The organism is Nocardia sp. NPDC004718 (assembly GCF_053601535.1).
In genome coordinates, this window is sequence record NZ_JBSGCA010000001.1 from 125,362 (window position 1) to 150,098 (window position 24,737).

At 68.8% G+C, this 24,737-nt stretch carries 25 protein-coding genes; 6 read left to right on the top strand and 19 right to left on the bottom strand.

Going from position 1 to position 24,737, the window contains the following annotated elements; genetic code table 11:
* Positions 1–11 precede the first annotated feature (11 nt).
* Positions 12–860, bottom strand: a complete 849-nt coding sequence (locus tag ACWEH3_RS00710) for an alpha/beta hydrolase (RefSeq protein WP_450025816.1) — start codon at positions 858–860, stop codon at positions 12–14.
* Between the two features lie 72 nt (positions 861–932).
* Between ACWEH3_RS00710 and ACWEH3_RS00715 the strand changes: the two genes are divergently transcribed.
* The gene (locus ACWEH3_RS00715; protein WP_450025818.1) at positions 933–1,373 is read left to right on the top strand and encodes a MarR family winged helix-turn-helix transcriptional regulator; all 441 of its coding nucleotides are present in this window, start codon (positions 933–935) and stop codon (positions 1,371–1,373) included.
* Between the two features lie 141 nt (positions 1,374–1,514).
* Here ACWEH3_RS00715 and puuE read toward each other — a convergent pair whose 3' ends face one another.
* The 9 genes from puuE to uraD form a co-directional block, all read right to left on the bottom strand.
* On the bottom strand, positions 1,515–2,417 hold the full coding sequence (puuE, locus tag ACWEH3_RS00720; protein ID WP_450025820.1) for an allantoinase PuuE: 903 nt from the start codon (positions 2,415–2,417) through the stop codon (positions 1,515–1,517).
* Positions 2,418–2,574: 157 nt separating this feature from the next.
* Entirely contained in the window at positions 2,575–3,549 is a 975-nt protein-coding gene (gene alc, locus ACWEH3_RS00725; RefSeq protein WP_450025822.1) for an allantoicase, read from the bottom strand.
* Positions 3,550–3,593: 44 nt separating this feature from the next.
* Positions 3,594–4,808, bottom strand: coding sequence for a DUF6986 family protein (locus ACWEH3_RS00730; RefSeq protein WP_450025824.1), 1,215 nt, complete (start codon positions 4,806–4,808; stop codon positions 3,594–3,596).
* Positions 4,805–7,567: a molybdopterin-dependent oxidoreductase gene (locus tag ACWEH3_RS00735; protein ID WP_450025826.1), complete on the bottom strand. Its 2,763-nt coding sequence runs from the start codon at positions 7,565–7,567 to the stop codon at positions 4,805–4,807. Before ACWEH3_RS00735 ends, ACWEH3_RS00730 begins: the two co-directional genes overlap by 4 nt.
* The gene (locus ACWEH3_RS00740; protein ID WP_450025828.1) at positions 7,567–8,409 is read right to left on the bottom strand and encodes an FAD binding domain-containing protein; all 843 of its coding nucleotides are present in this window, start codon (positions 8,407–8,409) and stop codon (positions 7,567–7,569) included. Before ACWEH3_RS00740 ends, ACWEH3_RS00735 begins: the two co-directional genes overlap by 1 nt.
* 644 nt (positions 8,410–9,053) lie before the next feature.
* Entirely contained in the window at positions 9,054–10,406 is a 1,353-nt protein-coding gene (locus ACWEH3_RS00745; protein ID WP_450025830.1) for an 8-oxoguanine deaminase, read from the bottom strand.
* Positions 10,403–11,308 carry a factor-independent urate hydroxylase gene (pucL, locus tag ACWEH3_RS00750; protein ID WP_450025832.1) on the bottom strand — a complete coding sequence of 302 codons (906 nt, stop codon included), beginning with the start codon at positions 11,306–11,308 and terminating at the stop codon, positions 10,403–10,405. The genes ACWEH3_RS00745 and pucL overlap by 4 nt, the downstream gene beginning before the upstream one ends.
* Before the next feature lie 2 nt (positions 11,309–11,310).
* On the bottom strand, positions 11,311–11,628 hold the full coding sequence (uraH, locus tag ACWEH3_RS00755; RefSeq protein ID WP_355071813.1) for a hydroxyisourate hydrolase: 318 nt from the start codon (positions 11,626–11,628) through the stop codon (positions 11,311–11,313).
* Positions 11,625–12,128 (bottom strand): 2-oxo-4-hydroxy-4-carboxy-5-ureidoimidazoline decarboxylase, encoded by a 504-nt coding sequence (uraD, locus tag ACWEH3_RS00760; RefSeq protein WP_450025834.1) that lies wholly within the window; start codon positions 12,126–12,128, stop codon positions 11,625–11,627. The genes uraH and uraD overlap by 4 nt, the downstream gene beginning before the upstream one ends.
* A 136-nt stretch (positions 12,129–12,264) precedes the next feature.
* On the opposite strand from uraD, the gene ACWEH3_RS00765 reads away from it, so the two are divergent.
* Positions 12,265–12,861 (top strand): nucleotidyltransferase family protein, encoded by a 597-nt coding sequence (locus tag ACWEH3_RS00765; RefSeq protein ID WP_452358245.1) that lies wholly within the window; start codon positions 12,265–12,267, stop codon positions 12,859–12,861.
* Between the two features lie 13 nt (positions 12,862–12,874).
* Positions 12,875–13,894, top strand: a complete 1,020-nt coding sequence (locus tag ACWEH3_RS00770) for an XdhC family protein (RefSeq protein ID WP_450024206.1) — start codon at positions 12,875–12,877, stop codon at positions 13,892–13,894.
* Here ACWEH3_RS00770 and ACWEH3_RS00775 read toward each other — a convergent pair whose 3' ends face one another.
* The 4 genes from ACWEH3_RS00775 to ACWEH3_RS00790 form a co-directional block, all read right to left on the bottom strand.
* Positions 13,895–14,983 (bottom strand): ABC transporter substrate-binding protein, encoded by a 1,089-nt coding sequence (locus ACWEH3_RS00775; RefSeq protein ID WP_355071807.1) that lies wholly within the window; start codon positions 14,981–14,983, stop codon positions 13,895–13,897. It lies immediately after the preceding gene.
* Between the two features lie 68 nt (positions 14,984–15,051).
* Positions 15,052–15,849: an ABC transporter permease gene (locus ACWEH3_RS00780; RefSeq protein ID WP_450024209.1), complete on the bottom strand. Its 798-nt coding sequence runs from the start codon at positions 15,847–15,849 to the stop codon at positions 15,052–15,054.
* A gap of 46 nt (positions 15,850–15,895) precedes the next feature.
* Entirely contained in the window at positions 15,896–16,669 is a 774-nt protein-coding gene (locus ACWEH3_RS00785) for an ABC transporter permease (RefSeq protein ID WP_450024211.1), read from the bottom strand.
* 51 nt (positions 16,670–16,720) lie between these two features.
* Positions 16,721–17,560, bottom strand: a complete 840-nt coding sequence (locus ACWEH3_RS00790) for an ABC transporter ATP-binding protein (protein ID WP_450024213.1) — start codon at positions 17,558–17,560, stop codon at positions 16,721–16,723.
* A 143-nt stretch (positions 17,561–17,703) separates the two neighbouring features.
* On the opposite strand from ACWEH3_RS00790, the gene pnuC reads away from it, so the two are divergent.
* The 3 genes from pnuC (at position 17,704) to ACWEH3_RS00805 (ending at position 19,949) form a co-directional block, all read left to right on the top strand.
* Positions 17,704–18,399: a nicotinamide riboside transporter PnuC gene (gene pnuC, locus ACWEH3_RS00795; protein WP_356962661.1), complete on the top strand. Its 696-nt coding sequence runs from the start codon at positions 17,704–17,706 to the stop codon at positions 18,397–18,399.
* 258 nt (positions 18,400–18,657) lie between these two features.
* Entirely contained in the window at positions 18,658–19,134 is a 477-nt protein-coding gene (locus tag ACWEH3_RS00800; RefSeq protein ID WP_450024215.1) for a hypothetical protein, read from the top strand.
* Positions 19,131–19,949 carry a hypothetical protein gene (locus tag ACWEH3_RS00805; protein ID WP_450024217.1) on the top strand — a complete coding sequence of 273 codons (819 nt, stop codon included), beginning with the start codon at positions 19,131–19,133 and terminating at the stop codon, positions 19,947–19,949. The genes ACWEH3_RS00800 and ACWEH3_RS00805 overlap by 4 nt, the downstream gene beginning before the upstream one ends.
* A 4-nt stretch (positions 19,950–19,953) precedes the next feature.
* On the opposite strand, the gene ACWEH3_RS00810 is transcribed toward ACWEH3_RS00805, so the two are convergent.
* The 5 genes from ACWEH3_RS00810 to ACWEH3_RS00830 all read right to left on the bottom strand — a co-directional run bounded on the left by ACWEH3_RS00810 (position 19,954) and on the right by ACWEH3_RS00830 (position 24,707).
* Complete coding sequence (locus tag ACWEH3_RS00810) at positions 19,954–20,745, bottom strand: DeoR/GlpR family DNA-binding transcription regulator (RefSeq protein ID WP_450024219.1); 792 nt, start codon at positions 20,743–20,745, stop codon at positions 19,954–19,956.
* A 111-nt stretch (positions 20,746–20,856) separates the two neighbouring features.
* A complete protein-coding gene (locus ACWEH3_RS00815; protein ID WP_450024221.1) occupies positions 20,857–21,591 on the bottom strand; it encodes a TetR/AcrR family transcriptional regulator in 735 nt (244 codons plus the stop codon).
* A 92-nt stretch (positions 21,592–21,683) separates the two neighbouring features.
* Positions 21,684–22,577, bottom strand: coding sequence for a carbohydrate ABC transporter permease (locus tag ACWEH3_RS00820; RefSeq protein ID WP_450024223.1), 894 nt, complete (start codon positions 22,575–22,577; stop codon positions 21,684–21,686).
* On the bottom strand, positions 22,574–23,455 hold the full coding sequence (locus ACWEH3_RS00825) for a carbohydrate ABC transporter permease (protein WP_450024225.1): 882 nt from the start codon (positions 23,453–23,455) through the stop codon (positions 22,574–22,576). Before ACWEH3_RS00825 ends, ACWEH3_RS00820 begins: the two co-directional genes overlap by 4 nt.
* A gap of 1 nt (position 23,456) precedes the next feature.
* Positions 23,457–24,707: an extracellular solute-binding protein gene (locus ACWEH3_RS00830; RefSeq protein WP_450024227.1), complete on the bottom strand. Its 1,251-nt coding sequence runs from the start codon at positions 24,705–24,707 to the stop codon at positions 23,457–23,459.
* Between the last annotated feature and the right edge of the window lie 30 nt (positions 24,708–24,737).

Below are 24,737 nucleotides of genomic sequence, written 5' to 3' on the forward strand. Positions count from 1 at the left end.
CGGACTAGGCTCTATCCCGCCAATAACGTGTGGTTCGACAAGATTTCGCCGACCCGCGCGGCCCATCCGGCCGGATGCGTCAGATTTCCGTTGTGCCCGCCGGGAAATTCCACCACCGGCACGCCGCGCAGTGCCGCCAACTCGTGGGCGGCCTTGTAGTCGAAGACGTGCTGAGGGGTGGTGTGCCCGCAGGCCGGGACGATGCGTACCGGCGACTGCCGCAAGGCCGCGACGTCGAGGTGGTCGGCGCGGATCGCGGCGAAGTCGTGCCCGAGGAAATATTCGAAATTCGCGGCACGCTCGGGGCCGAGCGGGGGTGCGGTCACGCCGGGTTCGCGATCCTGGCTCTTCGGATCGATCCCCAGCGTCCGCACCATCGGAGCGAGTGCCGCCTGCCAGCCGAGCTCGGCGAACACCTGCTCGCAGTGTTCGAGTTCGCCCATTTGGGCGGCGCGGTCGGCGGCGGCGAGCAGCCACGGCGTGACGGGCTCGTGCGCGACGAGAGTGTGCAGCCGGTCCGGGTGCTCGACCGCCAGATGCAATCCGATGGCCGCGCCCATGCTGCACCCGAGCATTGCCACGGGCTCGTCGGTCAACGTGGACAGCAGGCGATAGACGTCGTCGGCGTGCGTCGCGACCGAGGCGGGAGCGCCCGGATCGCGAAGGACGCTGCGGGACAGTCCGCGCCGGTCGTAAGTGACGACGGTGAAGCGCCGCTCCAGATGGCGGACCAGATCTTCGCTGCGCCGCGCGTCCCCCTCGCCGCTCTGCGAGATCAGAAGCATCGGGCCGCTGCCGCGAACTTCGTAGTACAGGTCGGCTCCGGGGACTTCGAGAGTGCCAGTGGCAATCGTGCTCATGCAGACCAGACTAATCCATCAATTCAGATACATCAAGCTTGATACATCTGAATTGATGTAAAGTTCTCCGTCGTGGACGGAGTCGAACTGTTCCTGTTGGGCCGGACGTTGATGAAGATCGGCGAGGAGGCGTTGCCGACAGCGGGACTCGGCGGCGGACACCGCCCGGTGCTCGTCGTGTCGAGCGACATCCTCGAGCACCCGGACAGCACCGTGGGCGAGATCGCCACCCGAACCGGATTGCCACAAAGCGCGGTATCCACCGCCGTCGCCAGACTCAAGGAGGCCGGTGCGGTCACCTCGACGGTCGACCCACGCGACCGCCGCCGCACCCTCGTCCGCGCGGCCGACCAAGCCTCACCCCGAGTAGCCGAAGTCCGAGCAACACCAGTGGACGACGCGGTGGCAGCGGCACTGGCCGACAACGACCCAGCCGCCCTACGCGAGGTGCTCGACGCGCTCACGACGCTGACCCGCCACCTCCGACCACGCGAACCCCGCCCCGATCTCTGACGCCCGCCACGAGCCGCCCCACGACCGCGAGCGGCACATCAGCGAGAGGTCTTTTCGCGTTTCGCCACAGCCATGTGCCACTCGCCGACGCGTCGCACCTACGGCTCTGAAGGCCAACGCTGGGGTTGCGGTCCGGCGAAGTCAAAAGGATGCAACCGGTGGGTGCACCGTGCGCCAATGTCGCGCTATGTCGATGCGGCGGGTGATCCAGACCTGGTCGTAGGACTGGATGTGGTCGAGTAGGCGTTCCAAGGCGGCGGTGCGGGCGGGGCGGCCGATGAGGCGGCAGTGCAGGCCGATGGACAGCATTTTCGGATTGCCCTCCGCCCCTTCCCGGTAGAGGACGTCGAAGGCGTCGCGGACGTGTGCGAAGAATTGTTCGCCGGTGGGGAAACCCGCGGGGGAGGCGAATCGCATGTCGTTGGTGTCCAAGGTGTAGGGCACCACCAAGTGGCCGCGGTCGAGCACGCGCACCCAATAGGGCAGGTCGTCGGCGTAGGAATCGGCGTCGTAGGCGAAGCCGCCGTGCTCGACCACCAGCTCCCTCGTGTTCGGCGAGTCGCGGCCGGTGTACCAGCCCAGCGGCCGGGAGCCGGTCAGTTCGGTGAGGACGCGCACCGCCTCGGCCATGTGCGCACGCTCGGTGTCGCGGTCGGTGAGCTGGTAGGACTTCCAGCGCAGACCGTGGCAGGCGATCTCATGGCCCAGTTCGCCGAAGGCCGCCACCGCCTCCGGGTTGCGTTGCAGAGCTCGGGCGACCGCGAAGATCGTCAGCGGCAACCCGCGCCGTTCGAAGACGCGCAGCACTCGCCACAACCCGGCGCGTGCGCCGTACTCGTAGAGCGACTCCATGCTCATGTGGCGGTTCGGAAAGGCTTCGGCGGGAGTCATTTCCGACAGGAACGTCTCGGAGAACTCGTCACCGTCGAGGACGTTGTTCTCGCCGCCCTCTTCGTAGTTGAGCACGAACTGGACCGCGATCCGCGCCTGTCCCGGCCACTTCGGGTCCGGCGGACGCGGGCCGTAGCCGACGAAATCCCTCATCAGCGCGCCTCACGAAAACACGGCTCGGTGCGCGCCGCCGATGCCCGCGCGTTCATACGCCCAGCTCGCCCTGCATGCGCAGCTCCACACCTTGCGAACGCCCACGCGTACATACGCCGAGCAGGCGCAGCCCAACACACTGCCGACGTCCGCCCGCTCATGCGCCGAGCTCTCCGTACAGGCGCAGCCGCGCCAGCCCGCCGTCCGGGTAGATGTCCAGACGCACCTCCTCCACCGACGCCGCCATCGGCGCGATCGGGAACCGGTGCCTGGTGTCGGGTTGCAGCGGGGTGCGCGGCAACAACTCCAGCTCGGTGCCGTCGTTGGTGCGACCGGTCAGCCGGGCGGCGCCCGGACTGTTGCCCAGGAAGTAGGACGTGTCCAGCTCGGCGAGCCGGATCAGTCCCGGCCCGGCCAGGCGGATGCGCACCCAGTCGTTGCCGTCGTCCCTGCGGCGAGCGGTCTCCCAGCCCTCACCCATGGACCGGGCGCGGCCGGGATACAGCAACTGGTTCGGCGAGCTGTAGAAGCGATTGGAGCAGTCCAGCACCAGCGCGCCGTTCTCCAGCGCGGCCAGGTCCAGCGGACCGAGGCCGAGCAGGCGCGGGTCGGGCCGTCCTTCGCCGTGCACCCGCAGCCTGGCCACGCCGCCGTCGGGGTGCATGGTGAGTTTCACATGCGTCCAGCGCTTCTCGTTCTCGACGGCGAACGAGTTGCGGCTGTCGCCCGCAACCGGCGAGCGATCGACCAGCATCACCCAATCGTCCCGCGCGGCGATGGTGTCCGCGTGCGGATAGTCCTCGACCTCCAACGCGGACACCGACACGGCGGGCGGGTAATTGCCCTTGAACCACGCCGTGTCCACCACGATCCCGCGGATCACGCCGGGCACGCCGAGCCGCACGATCGCGGCGTCGTCGCCGGGTTGCCCGCGGTGCCTGCGGGTCTCCCAGCCGTCGTAGATCTGTCCCTTGTGCCCGAAGTCGGACGGCCGGTACCGGGCGGGCCCCGGGTTGATCAGATTCTCTTTCTCCGCGAAGAATTCGTCGTTCGCCCAGATCACCGAACCGCCCAGCGGCCGGACCGCCAGGTCCGGCAGCAGCGTGAATTCTTCGTCGCCCCGGTCGCGCATCGCGTCTCCTGTGTCGTGCGGGATCGTCCCGTTCGGATGGCCGATCACGGCGCCTCCGGTATCGGCGCGCGTGCCGCCAGGGCTCGCAGAACCGTCTCGGTGAGTTCCGGCGCCCCCGCGTCCGGGCGGGCGCCGCACTCGATGCCACGCAGCACCGTGGCGGCCAGCGCTTCCGCGGTGGCGGGCTCGTCGACGATGTCGCCGCCGCGTCGAGCGAGGTAGTCCCGCAGGCGCGGCACCGCGACGTCGATCGCCCGGCGGAAGAAGTCGTAGGTGGCAAGCCAGCGGGTGACCAAGTGACCCGGATGCATGTCCCAGCCCTGGTAGTACCCGCGCCGCAACGCCCGGGCGACCAATCGGTGGTGGTTGCGCAGCGCGGCCTCCGGGTCGGCGTCGGGCACGATCTGGGTGGAACCATCGCATACCCACACCCCGGTCTGCGCGGCCGCGACTTGCATGACCGCCTTGGCGTAATCGGCGGCCGGGTGGTCGAGCGCCTGATCCGGTGCGGCGACGCCACAGGCGGCGGTGTAGTCGTATGTACCGAAATGCAATGCGCTGCACCGCCCTTCGGAGAGGGTGAGCATGGCGGCCACCGGCGCGGTGCCATCCGCGGCCAGGATCGCCTGCGGGCTCTCGATCTGTAGTTCGAAGCGCAGGCTGCCCGCGGCGATGCCGTACCCGCGTTCCAGCCCTGCGCACAGCTGCACCAGGGCGGGAACCTGCTGCGCGGCACGGATCTTCGGCACCGTGAAGACGAATCCCTCGGGCACGCCGCCGGCGCCCTCCAACACGAGGTCGAGCGTGCGCAGCGCCCGGCGACGCTCGCCGCCGCCCAAACCCTTCATCCGGATGCCGCTGCTCGCCGGGCCTCCGGGGCGCCGTGCCCAGGCAGCCAGCACCGCGCCCGCCGCCGTGGCCGCACGGTCCTCCTCGGCGTCGGCGCGCAGGCCGTATCCGTCCTCGAAGTCGATGCGCAGATCCTGGACCGGGTCGGCTTCCAGCCGTTTGCGCACGTCGGGAAGCGAATCGGTGCCGTCGAGAGTGATCAGCAGATCGTGGTGGCGTTCGAGTAGTTCGACCGCGGTCGCGCCCCACTCCCCGGGAGTCTCCTCGGTGACCCGGTCGGCCGGGACGTACACGGTGTGGATCGGTTGCGAGCGACCGTTCGAGCCGGGGTATCGGCGGCGCAGCTCGGTATCGACCGCGTCGAGCATCGCCTCGACCCGGGCGCGGACGTTCTCCGGCACCTTCGTCATCGTGATCCCTTCTCCCGCAGGGCGGCCCAGACCCGGTCGGCGGTCATCGGCAGCCCGTACATCCGCACGCCGACCGCGTCGCGGACCGCGTTGGCCAGCGCGGGCGCGACCGGGTTGTACGGCGATTCGCTCATCGACTTGGCCCCCAGCGGACCGAGCGCGTCGGACGTCTCGGCGAAGTAGACCTCCGTGCGCGGCACGTCGGCGAATTGCGGTATGTGGTAGTGCCGCAGGGTCTGCGCACCCACCACACCGTGCGCGCTGCGCATGTCCTCGTACAGCGCCGTGCCGATGGCCTGAGCCGCGCCGCCCTCGATCTGCCCGCGGCACTGCACGGGGTTGAGCACCGTCCCCGCGTCGGCGGCCTGGATCGATTGGAGGATGCGCACCGCTCCGGTGTCCGGGTGCACGGCGACGCGGAAAGCGTGCACATTGAAGCTCACCGACCTGGGACTGCCGTCGTGCTCGGCGCGCGCGGTGAGGGCGCCACCGGTCAGCAGTTCGGCGGCGGTGAGCAGCCGGTCGCCGCAGTGCACGCCGCCGGAGTTCAGCGCGCAGTCCCGCTCCGCGACGCCGGTCAGTTCCGCCGCCCTCGCCAGCAGCCGCCCGCGCAGCGCGCACGCCGCCGCGTACACGGCCTTGCCCGCGACCACGATGCCGGTGGAGCCGAACGCGCCGGTGTCGTGGTCCACCAGGTCGGTGTCGCCGTGCCGGACCACGATGCGGTCCACCTCGGTGTCCAGCGCGGTAGCGGCGAGCTGCGCGTGCACCGTCGTCGTGCCGTTGCCGAATTCGGCAGTGCCGACCCGGATCTCGTAGCGGCCGTCGGGCAGCAGCGCGGCCGTCGCGGTCGACCGGTGACCGCGCGGCGGAACGGTCGCGATCATCGCGGCGGCCATGCCCGTGCCCACCCGCCACTCCGGGCCGGGCGCGTGCACGTCGTTGCCGCGCAGCAGCGCTCGTTCGGCGAGGTCGAGGCACTGGTCCAGGCCGTAGCTGCCGAACATGAGGTCGCTCTCGTTCACCGCGGCGCCGACGAACCGGTCACCCGGCACCACCGCGTTGCGGCGGCGCAGTTCGAACGGGTCCATGCCGAGCGCGTGCGCGAGTTCGTCGAGAGCCGACTCCACCGCGAAGATCACCTGCCCGAGGCCGTAGCCGCGGAACGCGCCGGAGGGAACGTTGTTGGTGTACACCGCCTGCGCGTCGACCCGCTTGTTGGCACAGCGGTACAGCTCCACCGACTCACCGACGCCGTGATACATCACCCCGCCACTGTGATTGCCGTACGCGCCGGTGTCGGCGAGCACGTCGACGGCCAAGGCGGTCAGCACACCGCGCGCGTCGGCCCCCGCCGTTACCGCGACCCGCATGGGATGGCGGCAGGTCGCGGCGGTGAATTCGTCGGAGCGCGTGAACTCGTATTGCACCGGTCTGCCGGTGCGCAGCACGGCCAGCGCGATCAGGTCCTCCGCCAGCATCTCCTGTTTCGCGCCGAACCCGCCGCCGACCCTGGCCGCGAACACCCGCACCTGCGCGGACGACCGGCCGAACAGACGGCACAGTTCGTCGCGGACCAGGAACGGGACCTGGGTGCTGCACCGGATGACCAGGCGTCCGGCGTCGTCCAGCCAGCCCACGCCGCCGTGTGTCTCCAAGTGCACATGCTGGCCCCGCGGCGAATCCCAGACGCCGCGTACGACGTGCGCCGCGGCAGCCAGACCCGCGGCGACGTCACCCACCTCGCCGTGCAGTTCGGCGACCAGGTTGCGGCCGGGACCGATGATCCGGGCCGAGGGGGGCTTGTCGCCGTGCAGTTTCGGCGCGTCGGGGCGCAGCGCGTCCTGCGGTTCGAACACCGCGGGCAGGACCTCGTAGTCGACCTCCAGCAGACGGCATCCCTCGCGGGCGATCGCGACGCTGTCGGCCACCACCGCGGCCACCCGCTGCCCCACGAAGCGAACCGTGCGGTCGAGCACGTAGGTGTCGTCGGGGTCGTCGGTGCGCAGCTCGTGCCGCGCGGTGGAGAACGGCACGTCCGGCGCGTCGGCATGGGTGAGCACCGCGTGCACGCCGGGTAGTGCCTCGGCGGCTGTGGTACCGATCGAGCGGATTCGCGCATGCGGGTGCGGGCTTCGCAGCACCGCGATGTGCAGCGGCGCGGACGGTGGCGCGGTGTCGGCGTCGCCCGGTAGCGGCAAGTCGAAGGTGTACGGCTCGCGTCCGGAGACGATGCGCGGCCCGGCCGGGGCGCCCGCTCCTACGATCGCCGCGGCCGGATCCGGTGCGACGGCGGCAGGATCGTCCGGAGTGAGCTGCTCGCCCAGCGCGGCGCGGATGGCGCGATAACCCGTGCAGCGGCAGAGGTTGCCCTTCATCAGCTCGGCGAGTTCGTCGCCCGACACGCCGACCTGCTCGTCGGCGGCACACCCGAGCCCCGCGGCCGTCACCACCATGCCCGCGGTGCAGAACCCGCATTGGAACGCGGCGTCGGCGACGAACCGGCGCTGCACCGGGTGCGGATGCTCGGGCGTTCCGAGTCCGGCGGCGGTGGTGACAGCGCGTCCGGCGGCGCGAAAGGCGGGAAAGACGCAGGAGTGCACGGTCATTCCGTCGACCAGCACCGAGCAGGCCCCGCAATCGCCCGTGTCACAGCCCTTCTTCACCGCCAGGTTGCCGCTGTCGCGCAGCGCCGTCCGCAGGCACTGCCCCGGCCGCGCCGCGATGTCGACGGTCCTGCCGTCCACTTCGAATCGCATCAGTTTCCCCGCAGTTCCGCGGCGACCTCGTCGGCGAGCACTCCCGAGACATGCCTGCGCCACTCCGGCGACCCGTGCGGATCGTCGAACCACAGCGCCGGATCGATCATGTGCACGGCATCGCGCATCTCGCCTTCGGTGGGCGGTGCGGCGAAGTCCAGCACGACGGGCCTGATCGTGGCGGCCGTGATCGTGACCGCGCTACGGCCACCGCCTTCCCTCCGCCCCATCACGACGGCGTCGGAGCGGCCGAGCGGGGCGAGCGCGATCTTTCGAAAGCTGGTGCGGGCCAGCAGACTCGAGCGCGGCAGGCGAATCGAGCGCAGCACGTCGCCGGGGCGCAGCGCCGTACGGCCCGGACCGAGGACGAACTCCCGCATCGGAATTTCCCGATCGGTACCGTCCGCGGCCCACACCAGCGCGGTTCCGTCGAGCGCCACCAGCGCGCCGAGCACCGCTCCCGCAGGCAACGCCAGGCAGACGTTGCCCCCGACGGTCGCGGTGCGCCAGATCTTGTGCGAGGCCAGCAGCGCCCGGCAGGACCGAGCGAACAGCGCGGTCCCCGGCCACGGGTCGCGCAACACCCCCGTCCCCAGCTCACGGCCCGGCGCGGCTCCGGCGAACTCGGCCAGGGTGCAAGTCGCGGCGATGTCCAGTCCGCCGTCCACGATCTCGAACGCGGGCCACCCCAGGCCGGTGATGTCGACCAGGCGCAGCAGCTGATCCTGCGGCTCGGAGAACAGGAAGGTTCCTCCGGCGAGCACCGCAGTGGACGCACCGAGCACGGCCAGGTCTTCGCGCTCGCGAGCGATCACCACCTCGCGAATCGTGTCCAGATCCACGTCTCACCTCGTTCCTGCCTCTCCGTCACCGTAGAGCCAGTCGGTTGCCGCCGTATTGCGCGCGACGCACGTCAGATTGCGCGGCCGTTACCTCGCCGCACGACGGCCCCCGCGACCGGGAAACCGTCCCGGCCGAGCGCTTACGCGGGCGTGCCGTCCACGACACCACGGCTCGCGCCCGCCTACCGGCCGTCCGAGCCGACACTGCTTCAGTATTGCTCGTCCGGCCTGACCAGGCACGACACCCCGCCCAGATCAACGCGGCGATTCTCACTCGAGCGAAGGTGACGCGACACCACCGTCACCGCACCCGGCATTCCCGACCACCGCGCGGCTATGGCGAGAGTGCCGCACGGCCGCATCCGGTGTTCCGGTGCGCGATCGACTTCGAGCGCCTCGGCGACGGAGATCCGCACTCCGTGCACCCAAGGAGCCGACAGCATCCTCCCGGCCTCGCCGCACCGACCGCGCCGCCTGGTTCCCGGTGCTGCTCGCCTGCGCAGTCGAGCAGGTGGGCGACCTGTACCGGCCGGGCCACGTCCCCCCGCCTCGACCGGCACAGGCCGTACGGCGACAGCACCCGCTGCCGGTAGGCCGATCCCGCACTCCGGCAGGGCCGCCGACGGCTGCTGCGCGCGAGTCGCTCACCCCGCTTTCGCGAGCAGTTTCGCCTGCGCCCGCGCCACCTCGGCGGCGACCACATCGGTGTCGACCGTCCGCACCTCGCCGTCGCACACCACCTCGCGTCCGTTCACCAGCAGCGCCGCCAACGGCGGAGGCGAGCCGAGCACCAGTGCGGTCACCGGATCCGCGATCCCGGCGTGCGCGGCCGTGTCCAGCCGCCACAGCGCCAGGTCCGCCAGCTTGCCGACCTCGATCGAACCGATGTCGGCGGCGCGGCCCAGCACCCGCGCGCCGCCCATGGTGGCCAGTTCCAGCGCCGTGCGCACGGTCATCGCGTGCGGGCCGCCCCGATTTCGCGCCCACAGCAAGGCGTGGCGCGGCTCCTCGATCATCGAACCGGCCTCGTTGCTCGCCGCGCCGTCGACCCCGAGCCCCACCGCAACGCCCGCGCGGACCAGGTCGGCGACGCGGGCGATGCCCGCGCCGAGCCGCGCGTTCGACGTAGGGCAGTGCGCCACGCCGGTACCGGTCTCCGCGAGGGCGGCGAGCGCGTCGTCGTCCAGGTGGACGGCGTGCGCGTACCAGACGTCCGGACCGAACCAGTCCAGCCGCTGCAGGTACCGCGCGGGCGTACAGCCGAAAGTCGCCAGGCAAAAGTCCTGCTCGTCGATGGTCTCGGCGAGGTGGGTGTGCAGCCGGACCCCGAGCTCGCGGGCCAGCGCCGCCGACTCGCGCAGCAGGTCGGGCGTGACCGAGAAGGGCGAACACGGCGCGAGCGCGATCCGCAGCATGGCGTCGGACGACGGGTCGTGCCACCGCGCGACGGCCTCCGCGCTCCCGGCGAGGATGTCGTCCAGCCGTTCCACCAGGTGATCGGGCGGCAGGCCGCCGCCGCTCGCGCCCAGATCCATCGAGCCGCGACAGGGATGGAACCGCAGGCCCACCTGCGCCGCCGCGGTGATCTCGGCGGCGAGCGGGTCACCGCCGTCGCGCGGGAACACGTAGTGGTGATCGGTGGTGGTGGTGCACCCGGTGCGCGCGAGAGTGGCGAGCGCACCGGTGGCGGCCACGCGCACCCCGTCCTCGTCGATGCCCGCCCAGACCGGGTAGAGCGTGGTGAGCCATTCGAACAGCGTGTGGTCGGTGGCCAGGCCGCGGGTAATCCATTGGTAGAGGTGCTGATGGGTGTTCACCAACCCGGGCGTCAGCAGGCAGCCGCGCCCGTCGACGCGCCGCGCGTCCGCGCCGAGGTCCGGCGGATCCCCCGCGCCGACCGCGTCGATCCGGTTGCCCCGCACGACGACGTACCCGCGGGCGTACTCGGTCCCCTGGGCGTCGACGGTCGCGACGGCGCAGTCCGCGATGACGGTCACCTGCTCCACGCGGGACCCGCTTCCGGCGCGTCGGCCCGCGCAACGGTGGCGTGGATCAGCCCGTAGGGGCGGTCGTCGGCGTGGTAGACCTCCCCGTGGTTCTCGATGCCGAAGCGGCCCAAGTCGTAGTCGAAGTGATGCTTGTTCGGCGCCGCGAGCCGGACCTCGGCCAGCACCGGGTACGCGGTCAGCGCGGCCTTGCCCATCTCGAACAGCGTCTGCTGCAACGCCTTCGAATGCAGCGTCGCGAAGGTCTCCACCAGCCGCGCCCGCACGCCGGTGTAGACCTCGTCCCAGTCGATGCCCGCGCTGCTCGCGAAACGCCATTCGGCGATCAGTGACGTGGCCAGCATCCGATCACGGGTCGGCGCGAGCACGGTGAACTCGTCGCTCAGGAAGTCGGCGAACTCCGAGCCGGTCGACTTGAGGATGGTCAGGTCCTTCACCCCGCCGACGACCCAGGCCAGTCGCTCGGAGCCCTTCCCCGCCACGGTGACCGCCGCGGTGCGCACTTCCGGTCCCTGCCGCACCCAGGTGTGATCATGTTCCACACCACCGACCGTCACGCGCCGCCAGGCGTATTCGTCGACCTCGATACGCGCGCTGTGCACCGGTTCGATCTCGGCGACGAAATGATCGGCCAGCGCGAGCGCGTAGTCCTCGATGGCCCGCAGCCCGGGCCGCTTCGCGAAGGCATAGGCCGTCTGCTTCTGCGAGTCGGTGGGTAAGACCTTCGCTTGGTCGCCCGCGACGTACGCGTCGGCGAAATCGCCGCGCAGCACCGTGGACACGTTCACGTCGCGGATCTCGTGCCGTGCGCTCTGCCGGTGGATCCGGACGATCCGGTTCTCCGCCTTGCCGTATCGGTGGTCGGTCAGCACGATGGGCCCGGTCAGTTCCATGCTCAGCTCCCTCGATAGGTCGAAAAGGCGAAGGGCGACAACAGCAGCGGGACGTGATAGCGCCGTTCCTCCGTCACGGCGAACGCGATGCTCACCTCGGGATAGAACGTCTCCACCCCCTGACCCGCGAAGTAGGCGCCGGTGTCGAACACCAGCCGATAGGTTCCGGCTTCGAGCGCTTCGCCCAACGCCCGGATTCGCCCGTCCGCGCCCGTTTCGCCCGAATCGAGCTGCCGCTCCTGCTGGTACAACGTCACCGTGACGCCCGCGGCGGGCACGCCGCGCACCGCGTCCAGCACATGCGTGCTCAGCGTGCTCACGACCGCTCCGCCAGCAGCGCGCGCAGCCGGATCCGATTGATCTTGCCCAATTCTGTTCGCACGACCTGCCTTTCGGTCTCGGGATCATTGCCTAACCGGGCAGTGAGCAGCGCGAGCAGCTCCGCACCCGACTTTCCGCTCGCACACACCAGGTAGATGTGCCCGAACCGTTCCTCGTAGGCGCGGTTGCCCGCGGCGAGCGCCGCGCGTACCGCGTCGGCCGCGCCCGTCACTCCGGCCTGCTCCCGTGCCGAAGCGGCGGAATACGGTCGCTCGCCGATCCTGGGGTGACCCGCCAGCGCCAGGTCGAACTCGGACTCCGGCAGCCGTGCCAACGCCTCGTCCGCCGCCTCGAGCAGCGCCTCGACGCTCCGGTACGGACGGCCCGCGACCAGCGACCGCGCGAACTCCGGCGACGAGCAGCAGCCGAGCACCGTCCGATAGGCCGCGTCGGCGGACAGCGCGTCGAACGCCGCGATACCGCGTCGCTGATCCGTCATCGGACCAGCATCGAATACGACGGGACGAGCCGCCACCGGAAGCGGAGGGATCGCCTTCGGCGTGTCGCTCCGGAACCACGCCTGAGCACCGGTTTCCCATCATGCGGCGCAGACCGGCCGGTATTACGTTTGAGGCATGGCCGACCCTGATCGCCCCGCCGTCGCACCCTGCGCCGGCGTCGTGCTCGCCGCGGGCGCCGGAACCCGCTACGGAAAACCCAAAGTGCTCGCCGACGACGGCGCCTGGCTGCGGGCCGCGGTCGCCGCGCTGCGCGGCGGAGGTTGCGACCCGGTCATCGTGGTCCTCGGCGCGACCGGCCCGACGCCGGGGATCGTCGATCTGCCGCCGGGCGTGCGGCACGTATGGGCGGCGGACTGGGCGACGGGGCTGAGCGCATCGCTGCGCGCGGGCCTGATCGCCGCGGCGAGCACCCCCGCGCGTTACGCCGCGATCATGCCGGTGGACACCCCCGATGTCGGCGCCGACGCGGTCGCCCGAGTGCTCGCCGCCGCGCTCGCGGCCCCCAGCGGTCTGGCGCGCGCTGTGTTCCACGACACACCCGGACACCCCGTTGTTATAGCCCACAAGCACTGGAATGCGGTTTGTGGATCGGCTGCAGGAGATTCCGGCGCCCGCACCTATTTGACCGGCAGAAACGATATGGTGTGCGTCACGTGCGACGATTTGGCGACGGGCGTCGATCGTGACTTCCCGGCCACGACCGCACGGTGATCGGAGCTAACTGATGCGGGATATCGTCGACGACCTGTTGCGGGTGTGGCACTCGGGCCGGACCGGCGGACTCGGCACCATCGTGCGCACCGTGGGCGCCGCGCCCTTACCGGTGGGCTCGGCGATGCTGGTCGACCCGGACGGGGGCGTCTACGGATCGGTCGCCGCGGGCGGGCTGGAGGACATCGCGTACGAGTCCGTGCTCCAGGCCGCGCGGACCGGCCGCCGCGCGATGCACCGTTTCGGCGTGGACGGGGGCGCGCACGGCGAGGGGATGATGGACGTCTTCACCGAACCGTTCTCTCGAAGACACTTCCCGGAGTTCCCGGATGTCGCCGCCGAGATCGCGGCGCACCGCAGGGTCACCGTCTTCACGGTGGTGTGGAACTCCGATGCCGACCTGATCGGCCAGCACCTGATCACCGACAAGCGGCACGCCACCGAATTGGTCGCGCTACCCGATTCCGATGTCTTCGTCGCCTCGTTCGCTCCGCCGCCGCGCCTGATCATCTTCGGCGCCAATTCCTTCGCCGCCGCACTCACCGTGCAGGCCAGGTTGCTCGGATACCGAGTGACCATCTGCGACTCCCGCCCCAATTTCGCTACGCCGGAATCGTTTCCCGGCGCCGAGGTCGTGGTCGACTGGCCGCACCGGTACCTCAACGTCCTCTCCTCGGCCGGTGAAATCGACAGCAGCACGGCCATAGTCGTGGTGTCGCACGATCCCACATTCGAGATTCCGCTACTCACCGTGGCGCTGCGACTACCCGAGGTCGGCTATCTCGGCGCCATGGGGTCACGCCAGGTGCACGTCCGGCGTATGGAGGACCTGCGCGCAGGCGGTTTCGGCGAGGAGACGCTGTCGCGGCTGCACTCGCCCGCGGGATTCGACATCGACGCACGCACCGCGCCCGAGATGGCCGTCGCGATCGCGGCCGAACTGCTGGCCGCCCGCGCCGCGCAGCCGGTGCGAGCGGTCGATCCGTACAGCGGCGAAATCCCGATCACGCCGAAAACCGCCGTGGGTCTCTGATCATTTCAGCCCGGGGTGCTCGGCATACACCTCGCGCAATACGGACAGGTCGAACAGTTGCGCGGCCTTGATGTCTATTTTCGCGGCACGCAGCGCGGCGATGTTCTGCTCGATCAGGGCGTCGGTCATCGAGAGCAGTCCGCCCGTGGCGGTATCCGCCGAAACCACTAGATCGTTCTGCGCGACAGCCTCTTTCGTCTGCTCGGCGAGATCGAGCTTCTGATCCTTGCCGTACACCTCGACCGCGAGCCGGGCCGCTTCGGCCGGATCGGCCACCGCGTCCTTCCAGCCCTTGATCTCGGCGGCCAGGAACGCTTTCAACTTGTCACGCTCTTTGTCGATGGTGGACTGCGCGACCGTGAGCGTCTCCGCGACCAGCGGCAGGTTGAAGTCGGCGAACAAGAAGTGGGTGTTCTGAAAGCCCTTTGCCGCCAGCGTGATCGGTTCGTTCGTCACGTAGCTGACCCATCCGTCGACCTCTCCGTTGGCCAGCGGGGTCGGGTCGAATTGCGCGGGCACGACAGTGACATCGCCCGGCTTCAACCCGTTGGCGGTGAGCAGGGCGTTGAAGATCAACTGGTTGGTGTCCTGCACACCGATCTTGCGTCCCTTCATGTCCTCGGGCGTCTTGATCGGTTTCGCCGCGGAGGACACGATCGCGAACGGGTTCTTCTGATACGTGGTGGCGACGATCTTGGCGGGCAGGCCCTCCAGGATCGCGGGTGCGGTGGTCTGCGGCGCGGACAGGCCCAGCCACACCTTCCCGGTGTCCAATCCGGCCTCCACCGACGTGCTGGCCGCGCCGCCCGCGATCAAGTCGACCGAGCCGAAACCCGCCTCCTTGAAATAGCCTTTCGAGTCGGCGAAGTATTCGCCCGCGAATTCGATGTTCTTCAGCCAGGAAAGCTGCACCGCGACGCCGCCGTATTTCGATCCGTCCGCGGTGGTGCCGCCCGGCGAATCACCGGAGCTCCCTCCGCAGGCGGCCAGCGCTCCGGCACCGCCGAGCGCGGCGCCGGCGAACGCGGAGTAACGGAGGAATGAGCGTCGGTTCAGGTGCCCGAACGTGGAGCGGTGCGCGGGTGTCATGGGCCGAATCTAAGTGCAGCGCGTTTCATTTTCTTTACTTTGGCGTTCCGAGCGAGAATTCGGTTCGGTCAGAGTCGTCCCGCTTCCGGTCCGAACCGGGCCAGCACCACGTTCTCCACGACACCGACGATCGCGTAGAGCGCCACCGAGACCAGCGTGACGATGACGATCGATGCCCACAACTTGCTGTACTGGAACGTGGGGATCGCCCGGATCAAGCTGGCGCCCAGGCCGGTACCGCTGCCGAGCCACTCGCCGAGCAACGCGCCGATCAGCGCGCCCGGTACCGAGATCCGCGCGGCGGCGAACACCGAGGGCAGCGCCGCGGGCACGGCCACCATGCGCAACCCGGTCCAGCGCGATCCGCCGTACGCGGCCACCAGTTCCAGCGCCTGCCGCGGCGCGTTGCGCAATCCCGCCATGATCATGACCAGCGCGGGGAAGAACACCACGATCGCGGCGAGCACCGCGACCCCGGCCAGGCCGCGGCCGAACACCAGCACGATGATCGGCGTGAGCGCTACCAGCGGCACCGAGCGCAGCAGCATCGCCACCGGCAGGAAGGTCTGCTCGATCGCGGCGAACGACACGAACAGCGCGGCGACCACCAGCGCGGCGAGCATGCCCGCGCCGAACCCGATCGCCGCGTCACGCAGCGTGATCTGCAGATCGTCCAGGATCGCCTGCCGCGCGGTCGCGGCGTTGGGCGCCGTCACCAAGTAGGTCCAGATATCGCCGGGCGTCTTGCCGACCCGCGGGCCGACCTGCGGAAACGCTTTCAGGAAGACGTACCAGATCACCAGCATCAGCAGCAGCGATGTGCACAGCGGGAAAAGGAAGATCCCGATCCGTCGCAGCAGATTCATCGGGCCTCCCCCGTCACCTGGTGCAGCCCAACGCACGTGGCGATCTTCATCGCGCCTCCCGGACGGTCCAGGGCGCGGCCAGGCGGGCGGCCAGCGCCACCAGCGCGTAGCCGAGTCCGGCCAGCGCGGCGGCGGCCAGCGCCATGCCCCAGGTGCGTGGCACGTTGTAGGAGGTCTGGGCGGCGGTCAGCGCCACCCCGATGCCGCTGTCCACGCCACCGAGGTACTCGCCGATGATCGCGCCGAGCACGGCCGACGGCGCGGCGATCTTCAACGCCGCGAACGTGCTCGGCAGCGCCGAGATCGCCTGCACCCGGTACAACTGCTGCCAGCGTCCGCCGCCGTAGGCGCGCACCAGTTCCAGGCTGGTCCGGTCGGCCGAGCGCAACCCGGCGACGGTGCCGACCATAGTGGTGAAGAAGCAGTACATCGCGGCCAGGAAGACCGTCGGGGTGCGTCCGCCGAACACCACAAGGATGATCGGGCCGAGCGCGAGCAGCGGAGTGCAATAGCTCAGGATCGCCAACTGGGTCGCCAGCGACTCGATCGGCGGGACCAGAACGATCAGAACGGCCAGGGCGACGGCCATGGCGTTGCCCCAGACGAATCCCTGTAGCGCGCCGAGCGCGGTGATCCGGAAATTAGGACCGTACAGGCCCCATCCGTCGGAGTACATGGTGTGCAGCACCTGCCAGGGACTCGGTATGGTGCCGCCCGCTACCTCGAACGCCGCGAGCGCCCACCACACCGCGACCAGCCCCAGCACGCCGAGCACGCCGCCGAAGCGCTTCACGCCGTATCCCCTGTCCTCCGGACGCATGGATGCCGCCGCAGCAGCCGAGTGCGCACGCTCGCCCGCTGCCAGCCCGGCTTACGGTGCCGCAGGCAGCGTTCCGGTCGGTGCTCGTTCATGCGACGCCTCCTTTCCCGCGGTCCCGAACAGCAGCTCGGACAGATAGTCGTGCAGCTTGTGGAATTCCGGTGTCCGCATCATCTCGGGCAGCCGTGGACGCGGCAGATCGATCTCGACCAGTTCCAGCACCCGCCCCGGCCGCGGGCTCATCACGGCCACCACGTCGGACAGGAACACCGCCTCCGCGATGCCGTGGGTCACCATCAGCGTCGTCGCGGGCTTCTCGGTCCAGATCCGCAGCAACTCCAGATTGAGCCGCTGCCTGGTCATGTCGTCCAGCGCTCCGAACGGTTCGTCCAGCAGCAGCACGGTGGGCTTCACCACCAGTGCGCGCGCGATCGAGACGCGTTGGCGCATGCCGCCGGACAGTTGCGCGGGCTTGGCCTTCTCGAAGCCGTCCAGCCCGACCAGGCGGATCAGGTCATCGATCTGCCCCGGCTCCGGCGTGATGCCCGCGACTTGGAGCGGCAGCGCGATATTCGACGCCACCGATCGCCACGGCAGCAGCGCCGAATCCTGGAAGGCGATGCCGAACGCGTGCTTGCCGCGCAGTTCGGCGGGGGTCGCGCCGTCGATCAGCGCCTTGCCCGCGGTCGGCGTCTCCAGGCCCGCGAGAATGCGCAGCACCGTCGACTTGCCGCAGCCGGACGGACCGAGCAGCGACAGGAACGCGCCCTGCTCGGTGTGCAGATCGACGCTCGCCAACGCCTGCACGGTTTTCCGCCCGACCCGGAAGGTCTTGGTCAATCCGCTGAGATGAATTCCGGTCCCCCCGGCGGTATCGCTCTCCGTGCTCATGACGGCCACCATAGGAGCACCCCGTTGCACGGACATTGCGAATGGCGTCGCCAGATTGCGCAATCGTTACGGTCCGCACCGCGCATTTCCGATCGCGGCGATCCGAACGGATGAGATACGCCCCGCCGCGGGTTACACGACAGGTGAACCCGATCCTCACGCTGCTCGACGCCAAGCTGCACATCGCGGGCTCGGAGATCCTCTGGCGCGAGGTGGTCGGCAACGGCTTCGGCTTGGCTTCCGCGATCGGCGGCATGCGGCGGCGGGTCTGGGCCTGGCCCGTCGGCATCGCCGGGAACGCGTTGCTGTTCACCGTATTCGTCGGTGGGGTGTTCCACACTCCGCAGCAGCTGAACATGGCCGGACAGGCGGGACGCCAGCTGATGTTCATCGCGGTCAGCGTATACGGCTGGTGGAGCTGGTACCGGCACGCGGCACGCGGGACCGCGCTCGAGCACCGCGGCGTCGACCCGCGCTGGGCGAGCACGCGCGAACGCGTCGTCCTGGTGGTGGCGATGCTCGCGGGCACGGCCGTTTTCGCCCAGCTCTTCGAATGGCTCGGTTCCTACGGCCCGTGGGCCGAGGCGTGGATCTTCACCGGCTCGGTGCTGGCCACCTACGGCATGGCCAGGGGGCTCGCCGAGTTCTGGTTGATCTGGATCGCGGTCGACCTGGTCGGCATTCCACTGCTGGTGCGTGCGGGCTACTACCCGTCGGCGACGCTGTATCTGGTCTACGCGGGATTCGTAGCCTGGGGATTCCTCGTTTGGGCGCGAGCCATGCGTCGACCCACCGGCGCCGATGCGCCGCTGAATCGGTTCAGCACCGCAGATCGGTAACCGGCCGACAGCCGGTCCATCTATCAGTAATTCAGTCGCTACCAGCCTGATCCGGCCTTCACGTCATTCCCAGTGGTGAGAACATCTTCGGTGCCACATGTTTGCCACACTTGCGAAGAAGCCCAAAACCGCACAGAGCCCGAGTTGCTCGACATCCCGATGACCGCGCCGCACCACCGCTGGTAGGAACGATTTTCCGGCATGTGAGCGCCATGATCCGCGGGCCTGAGCACTTCGGCCCGCGGAGGAACAGCCAGCATGACATCGCCATACATCCGCGAGATCCGACTGATTGCCGATCATGTACTGGCGATCCCGGAATGCTTCACGCCACACTATGTCTCCTCAGCGTGCGCGACGGAGTTCAGTGCAGTACCCTGCGCGAATCCGCAGGCACGCGAATTCGTGGCATACCCGGACGGCGGGCCGTTCTCATCAATCGCGTTCCGCGGCCCGCGCACGGGGGCAGTCGGTTCACATGCCCTGGTGATCATGCACGTCGCGATGGACGTCCGCATCACCCGTGCCGATATGGCCGGGAACTTCGAACTCCCGATGGAAAACGCACGGGTCGACCCTAGGATTCCGCCCGAAGGAGCGGTTTCGTTCACCTCTGAGCATGGGGCGAGAAAGCTGAACATCAGATTCCATGCCCGCTCGCAACTCCTCAGAGACATATCCGTACACGAGAACCGTGGACGAGTTCGGAGCCTCGGCAGCGGTAGCCCGGAATGAGAGGTCTCCGCGAACTATTCCTGAACCTGACGACCGGCCTACGCCGCGATCTATCGAGATACGCGAATGCCGCATCGCACAATGTCCATAGTCTCAGCGGAGAAGTCAACCTGACCGTCGCCAAGACAATGGATGCCGATCTCGCCGGACGGGATGCCATCCGAAGGGGAACCCTGGAAATCCCGGAATACCAGAAAAGCCTACAGCGGCTCGGCTACTCGACGTCCGTAGAGACCGGACTGGGCGGAGAAGTCGACGAAATCGCCGGGTTGTCCGAGGACCTCATTCGTCAGGTCCAGGACGTACAGCAGTTCGGATGGACCATTCGCTACGGAAAGAGAGGGGACGGAACCTACGCCGACTACGAGGACAAGGCTGTTGTTCTCGATCGCAAGATGGAAGGCAACGCCGGAGCCTCCACCGATGCGCTCGCACATGAGATCGACCATGCCCACCCCGGTAATCCGCACAACGACGCCCCCTCGCCGCCGATGGGCCGAACGCGGGAGCAATGGGTGGCCGATCATGTGGACCGGTCGCTGCGGAACGAGGGCCATGCCGTCATGTCACAGCTCAACATACGCCGCCAGATACTCGAAAATGGCGGGCCGGACATCAATCACACCGTCTCGGGGAAGTACCGCAGGATTTATGAGAGATATCGCAGTGGAGAGTTCTCCCACGACGAGGCGGTACAACGAATAGCTGATCACTATCGCTTCGAGACAGGAAGCAACAGCAAGATGTCGTACGGCCGGCACTTCCGTCAGTGGTACGAAGAGTATTGGGACGAATGGATCGCGCAGATGGTGTGAGCGCCTACACCACGTCGACCCGCACGCCCGCCGCCCGGATCGCCTGGACCGCGGCCGGATCCGCGCCGGTATCGGTGACCAGCACCTGCACCTGCTCGATGCCGCAGATGCGGGCCAGTGCGGTGCGCTCGAGCTTGTCCGCGGTGGCCACCACCAGCACCCGGCCGGAACGCCGCACCATCTCGGTGGTCACCCCGGCCTCGTCGATGTGCCTGCACTGTGCGCCGCCCTCGACGGAGATCGCGTTCACGCCGAGCACGAGATCGTCGAGCCGCAGTTCGGCCAGGGCCCGTTCGGCCAGCGGCCCGTGCAGCTCGTAGGACTCGCGCCGGGCCACACCGCCGAGAACGATCGTGCGCACGTGTGGCCGCAGCACCATCTCCCCCGCGATGTTCAGCGCGTTGGTGACAAGAGTGAGCTGCTCGTCACCGGCCGATCCGAGATCCGTGCGCACGGCCAGCGCCCTGGCCACCGCCGTGGTGGTGGTGCCGCCGTTCATCCCGACCACCGCGCACGGATCGACCAGCGACGCGGCGTGTTCGGCGATGCGCTGCTTGGCCTCGCCCGCACTCTGCCGGTAACGCGCGGGCAGGTCGTAGGCCACCGAGGTCGCCACCACACCGCCGTGCGTCCTGGTGGCCAGTTGTTGTTCGGCGAGCGCGGTGAAATCGCGGCGCACCGTAGCGGCGGACACACCGAGCCGCTCGGCGGCCTCCTCCACCGAAAGCCGCCCGGATTCGGCGAGCAATTCCAGCAACCGGTTCCACCGTTGCGGACGATCCGTCGGCCCGGTCATCTCACACCGCCCCGCTCGCGCGGGCAACCTGCTGTTTCGGCGAACACGCGAACAATATGAACACACGCACCCACCGACCGCGGAAATCCGCACGGCCGACGCCGGCCCCGCTCAGAACACATCGGCCTCGACGGTGGGCCGGGCCGGAAGCGCCGCGGTAGCGGGAAGACGCCCGTCTTCCGTACCGGGATCGCGCGCCTGGGAAAGACCGGAATTCACGAAGTAGGCGATCTCTTCGCAGATCTCGTCCAGACTCACCGCCGAATCCGGCGCCGTACCCTGCACCAATTCCTGTGCGAGTGAGGTGACCGCGCCGATCACGGCCAGCGCGAAGAGATCGAAACGCCGCGGACCGGTCTCGCCACGGCCGACGGCGCGTTCGGCCTCGCTGATCAGCAGCGCCGACAGCAGGCCACGCTGCTGCCTGCGCCACTCCTCCACCGCCGTACTCACGCCGACCACCTCGACATAGCAAACCCGCGCGGACCGGGCGTCGGCGCACGTGACGCTCAGATAAGCGCGAAAACTCGCTACCACGCGGGTGGGCAAGGGCTCGTTCTCGGTGGCCGCCAGCGCGGCGAGCGCGCATTCCAGCGCACGAGAGGTGATGCGATTCGCCAGGGCGATGAGCAGTGCTTCGCGGCTGCCCATGTCCTCGTAGAAGCTGCGCGTGGAGACGTTCGCCACGGCGCAGAGGCGCTCGATCGAGGTGGCCGCGTATCCCTGGGTGCCGAATAGTTCGAGAGCGGCATCGATCAGGCGGGTCTGCCGCTGGGCAACCCGCTGTTCCTTGGACAGCCCGCCGTAGCTGCGACCGTCCTTGGGTCCGTGATCCCGCCGTGTCACCTTTCGATGCTACCGCGCGGCTACCTTCCATCAGCGCGCCGAACGGTGGCGGCGCGGCGATTCCGTCATCCCGGTGCGCCAGTTCTCGCAGGCTATTTCACGCTTCCCGCGGTCAACCCCGCCACCAGACGCTTCTCGATGAGAGCGAACAGCAGCACCACCGGGACGATGCCGACGGTGGAGATCGCGAACACGTATTGCCACGCGGTGTCGTACTCGCCGACGAACTTGGTCAGCGCCACCGACAGCGGTTGGTTCTCCGGCGTGGTGAGCACGACCAGGCTGGCGGCGAATTCGTTCCAGCACGCCACCACGACGAAGATCGTCGCCGTCACGATGCCGGGCCACACCAGCGGCAGGCTCACCCGGACCAGGATCTGCCCGCGCCCGAGCCCGTCGAGCATCGCGGCTTCCTCGATCTCCACCGGGATCGCGGCGAAGAAACTGTGCAGGATCCACACCGCGAACGAAAGGTTGAACGCGGCGTTCACCAAGATCATCGCCAGCCAGGTGTCGTTGATGCCGAGCGCGAAGAACTCCCGGATCAACCCGGTGACCAGCACCGTCGGCTGCAACATCTGGGTCACCAGCACCACGCCGAGAAACACCAGGCGCCCCGGAAAACGGTGCCGCGCCGTGTAATACCCGGCCGGAATCGCCACGGCCAGCACCAAAGCGGTGGCGCAGACCGCGATGATGATCGTGCTGGCCAGGTTGAACGGCAGCGGCGTCTCGGGGGTGTCCCACATCGTCGCGTAGTTGTCCGGATGCCAGGACCGCGGCAGATACGTCGGCGGGATGCGCAGGATCTCGGCTCTGCTCTTCAGCGAACCGAGCACCATGACGACGAACGGCAGCAGGAACACCGCGGCGAGCACCACGCCGACGGCGGTGAGCTCCCAGCGGCGTCGGGCGCGCCGCGCGGGCGCCGCCGGGGCGAGCGGCGTCGCCGTGGCCTGCTCGCGTACCTCCACCCGCGTGGTCATCGGTCGATCTCCGCGGTCGGACGGACCAGCTTCACATAGATCGCGATGACGACGACGATCAGCGCGAAGTTCAGCACGCTCATCGCCGCGGCGGTGTCGACCTGCTGGTTCTGCCGAATCAGCTTGAAGGTCAGCGTCGTCGTGGTGTCCGCCGAGAAGCCGGCGATGCTGCCGGTGATCACTTGCAGAATCGGCAGCGAGTTGAACACGTTGATGATGTTGATGATGGTCGCCACCGCGACCGCCGGACGCAGCTGCGGCAGCGTGAGATGGCGGTAGCGCTGCCAGGCGCTCGCGCCGTCGACCCGCCCCGCCTCCTCGATCTCCGCCGGAATGGCTTGCAGTCCGGCCAGAATCGTGTAGGTGGTGAACGGCACCGAGACGAACACCGCGACGCCCATCGCCACGAGGAACGCCTGCGTCGGCTGCTTGGTGAACCCGTATCCGCGGTCGAGCAGGCCGATGTCCACCAGGAACCGATTGGCGATGCCCACGTCCGGATCGAGCATGTAGTAGAAGATCGTGGTCGTCATCACGACCGACGCCGCCCACGGCACCAGGATCGCCATCCGCACCGCGGCGCGGCCGGGGAACTCCTTGTTCAGGAATTGGGCCAGCGCCGCGGACAACGCCAGCGTGACCAGCACGACGCCCACTACCCAGACCACCGTGTGGACCAGCACCGAGCCGAGCTCCGAGATGTCGAACAGCGCCCGGTAATTGGCCAGTCCGGCGGCGCCGCGGTCCTGGCCGTAGGCGCTGAGGTCCCTGGTGCTGGTCCACAGCATGTAGCAGGCCGGGAAGGCGACAACGGCCGCGATCAGGACCAGTGACGGCCCGATCCACGGCAGTGCCGCCAGTACTCCTCTGCGCCGCACGCTATTTCGTTGCTTCCTGGATCCGTTGCAACACCTGAGCGGGGTCGGCGCCCTGTGCGATGGTGCCCATCTGCTGGCGGATCACCCCTTGCGCCACGGCCCATTTCGGGTTGTTGCTCGGATAGAACCTCGCGACCGGAAGCGTGGCGGCGAACGCCTTCGTCACCGGATCCTCGGCGAGGGCGGTGGCGGCACTGTGGGTGATCGGGATGAAGCCCTCGTGCTTGACGAAGTCCGCGTATACCGCCGCCGAATAGAAGTAGTCGAGGAACTTCTTGATCGACTCGGCCTTGGCGCCGTCCTTCTTGAACGCCATCAGATGATCGGCCACCCCGAGCGTGACCGGGTTCCCGGTCTTGGTCGGCGAAGGCGCGGTCGCGTACCGCAGACCGGGATTCTTCGCGGCGATCTGACCGATGGTGGGCGGCAGGGCTTCGATCATGCCGATCTTGCCCTGGATGAAGGCGTTGATCACGTCCTTGCGGTCGGTCGCGCCCGGATTCGGCTGCGTCGCACCGGCGTCGATCAGCTCACGCATGGCCCGCACCCCTTCCAGGTTCTCCGGGGTGTCCACGGTGACCCGGTCGCCGTCGGCCCACGAGCCGCCCGCGCCGAAGGTCCAGATGGAGGTTTCGCCTTGTGCCTCCTCGCTGCCCAGCGGGAGCCCGTACCCGGAGACGCCGCCGCCGAGCGCCTGGATCTTCTTCGCCGCGTCGGTCAGCTCGGCCCAGGTCTTCGGCGGCCGGACGATGCCCGCTTTCTCGAACAGTTCGGTGTTGTAGAACAGGGTTCGGGTGGAGGCGAACAGCGGCAGCGCGTATTGCGTGCCGTTCAACGCCGCGTTCTGCGCGAAAGCGGGCTGGATGTCGGCCAGCACCGGCGCGGAGACGATGTCGGTCGCCGGGTAGAGCAGGCCGTCGCCCGCGAAGCTGGCGTAGGCGTCGATGTTGAGGATGTCCGGGGTGGTCGACTGTGACTGGAGTTTCGTGCGCACCACGTCGTTGATCGAGTTCCACGACTCCATCTGCAGATCGACGGTGATGCCCGGGTTCTGCTTCTGGAATTCGGCGATGATGCCGTCCCACAGCGCCTTGGTGCCCGTGGCGCCGTCGCTGTAGGCGGGGGCGAGGAAATTGATCGTGGTAGCCGAGTCCGCACCACTTTTCGAACCGAACCCACAGGACGACAGGGCCAGCGCGACGCCGGTGACCATCGCGACTCCGGCAAGCACGCGGTGGAATGGTCTTTTCACGAGCAGAACCTTTCAGATTTACCCACCCGG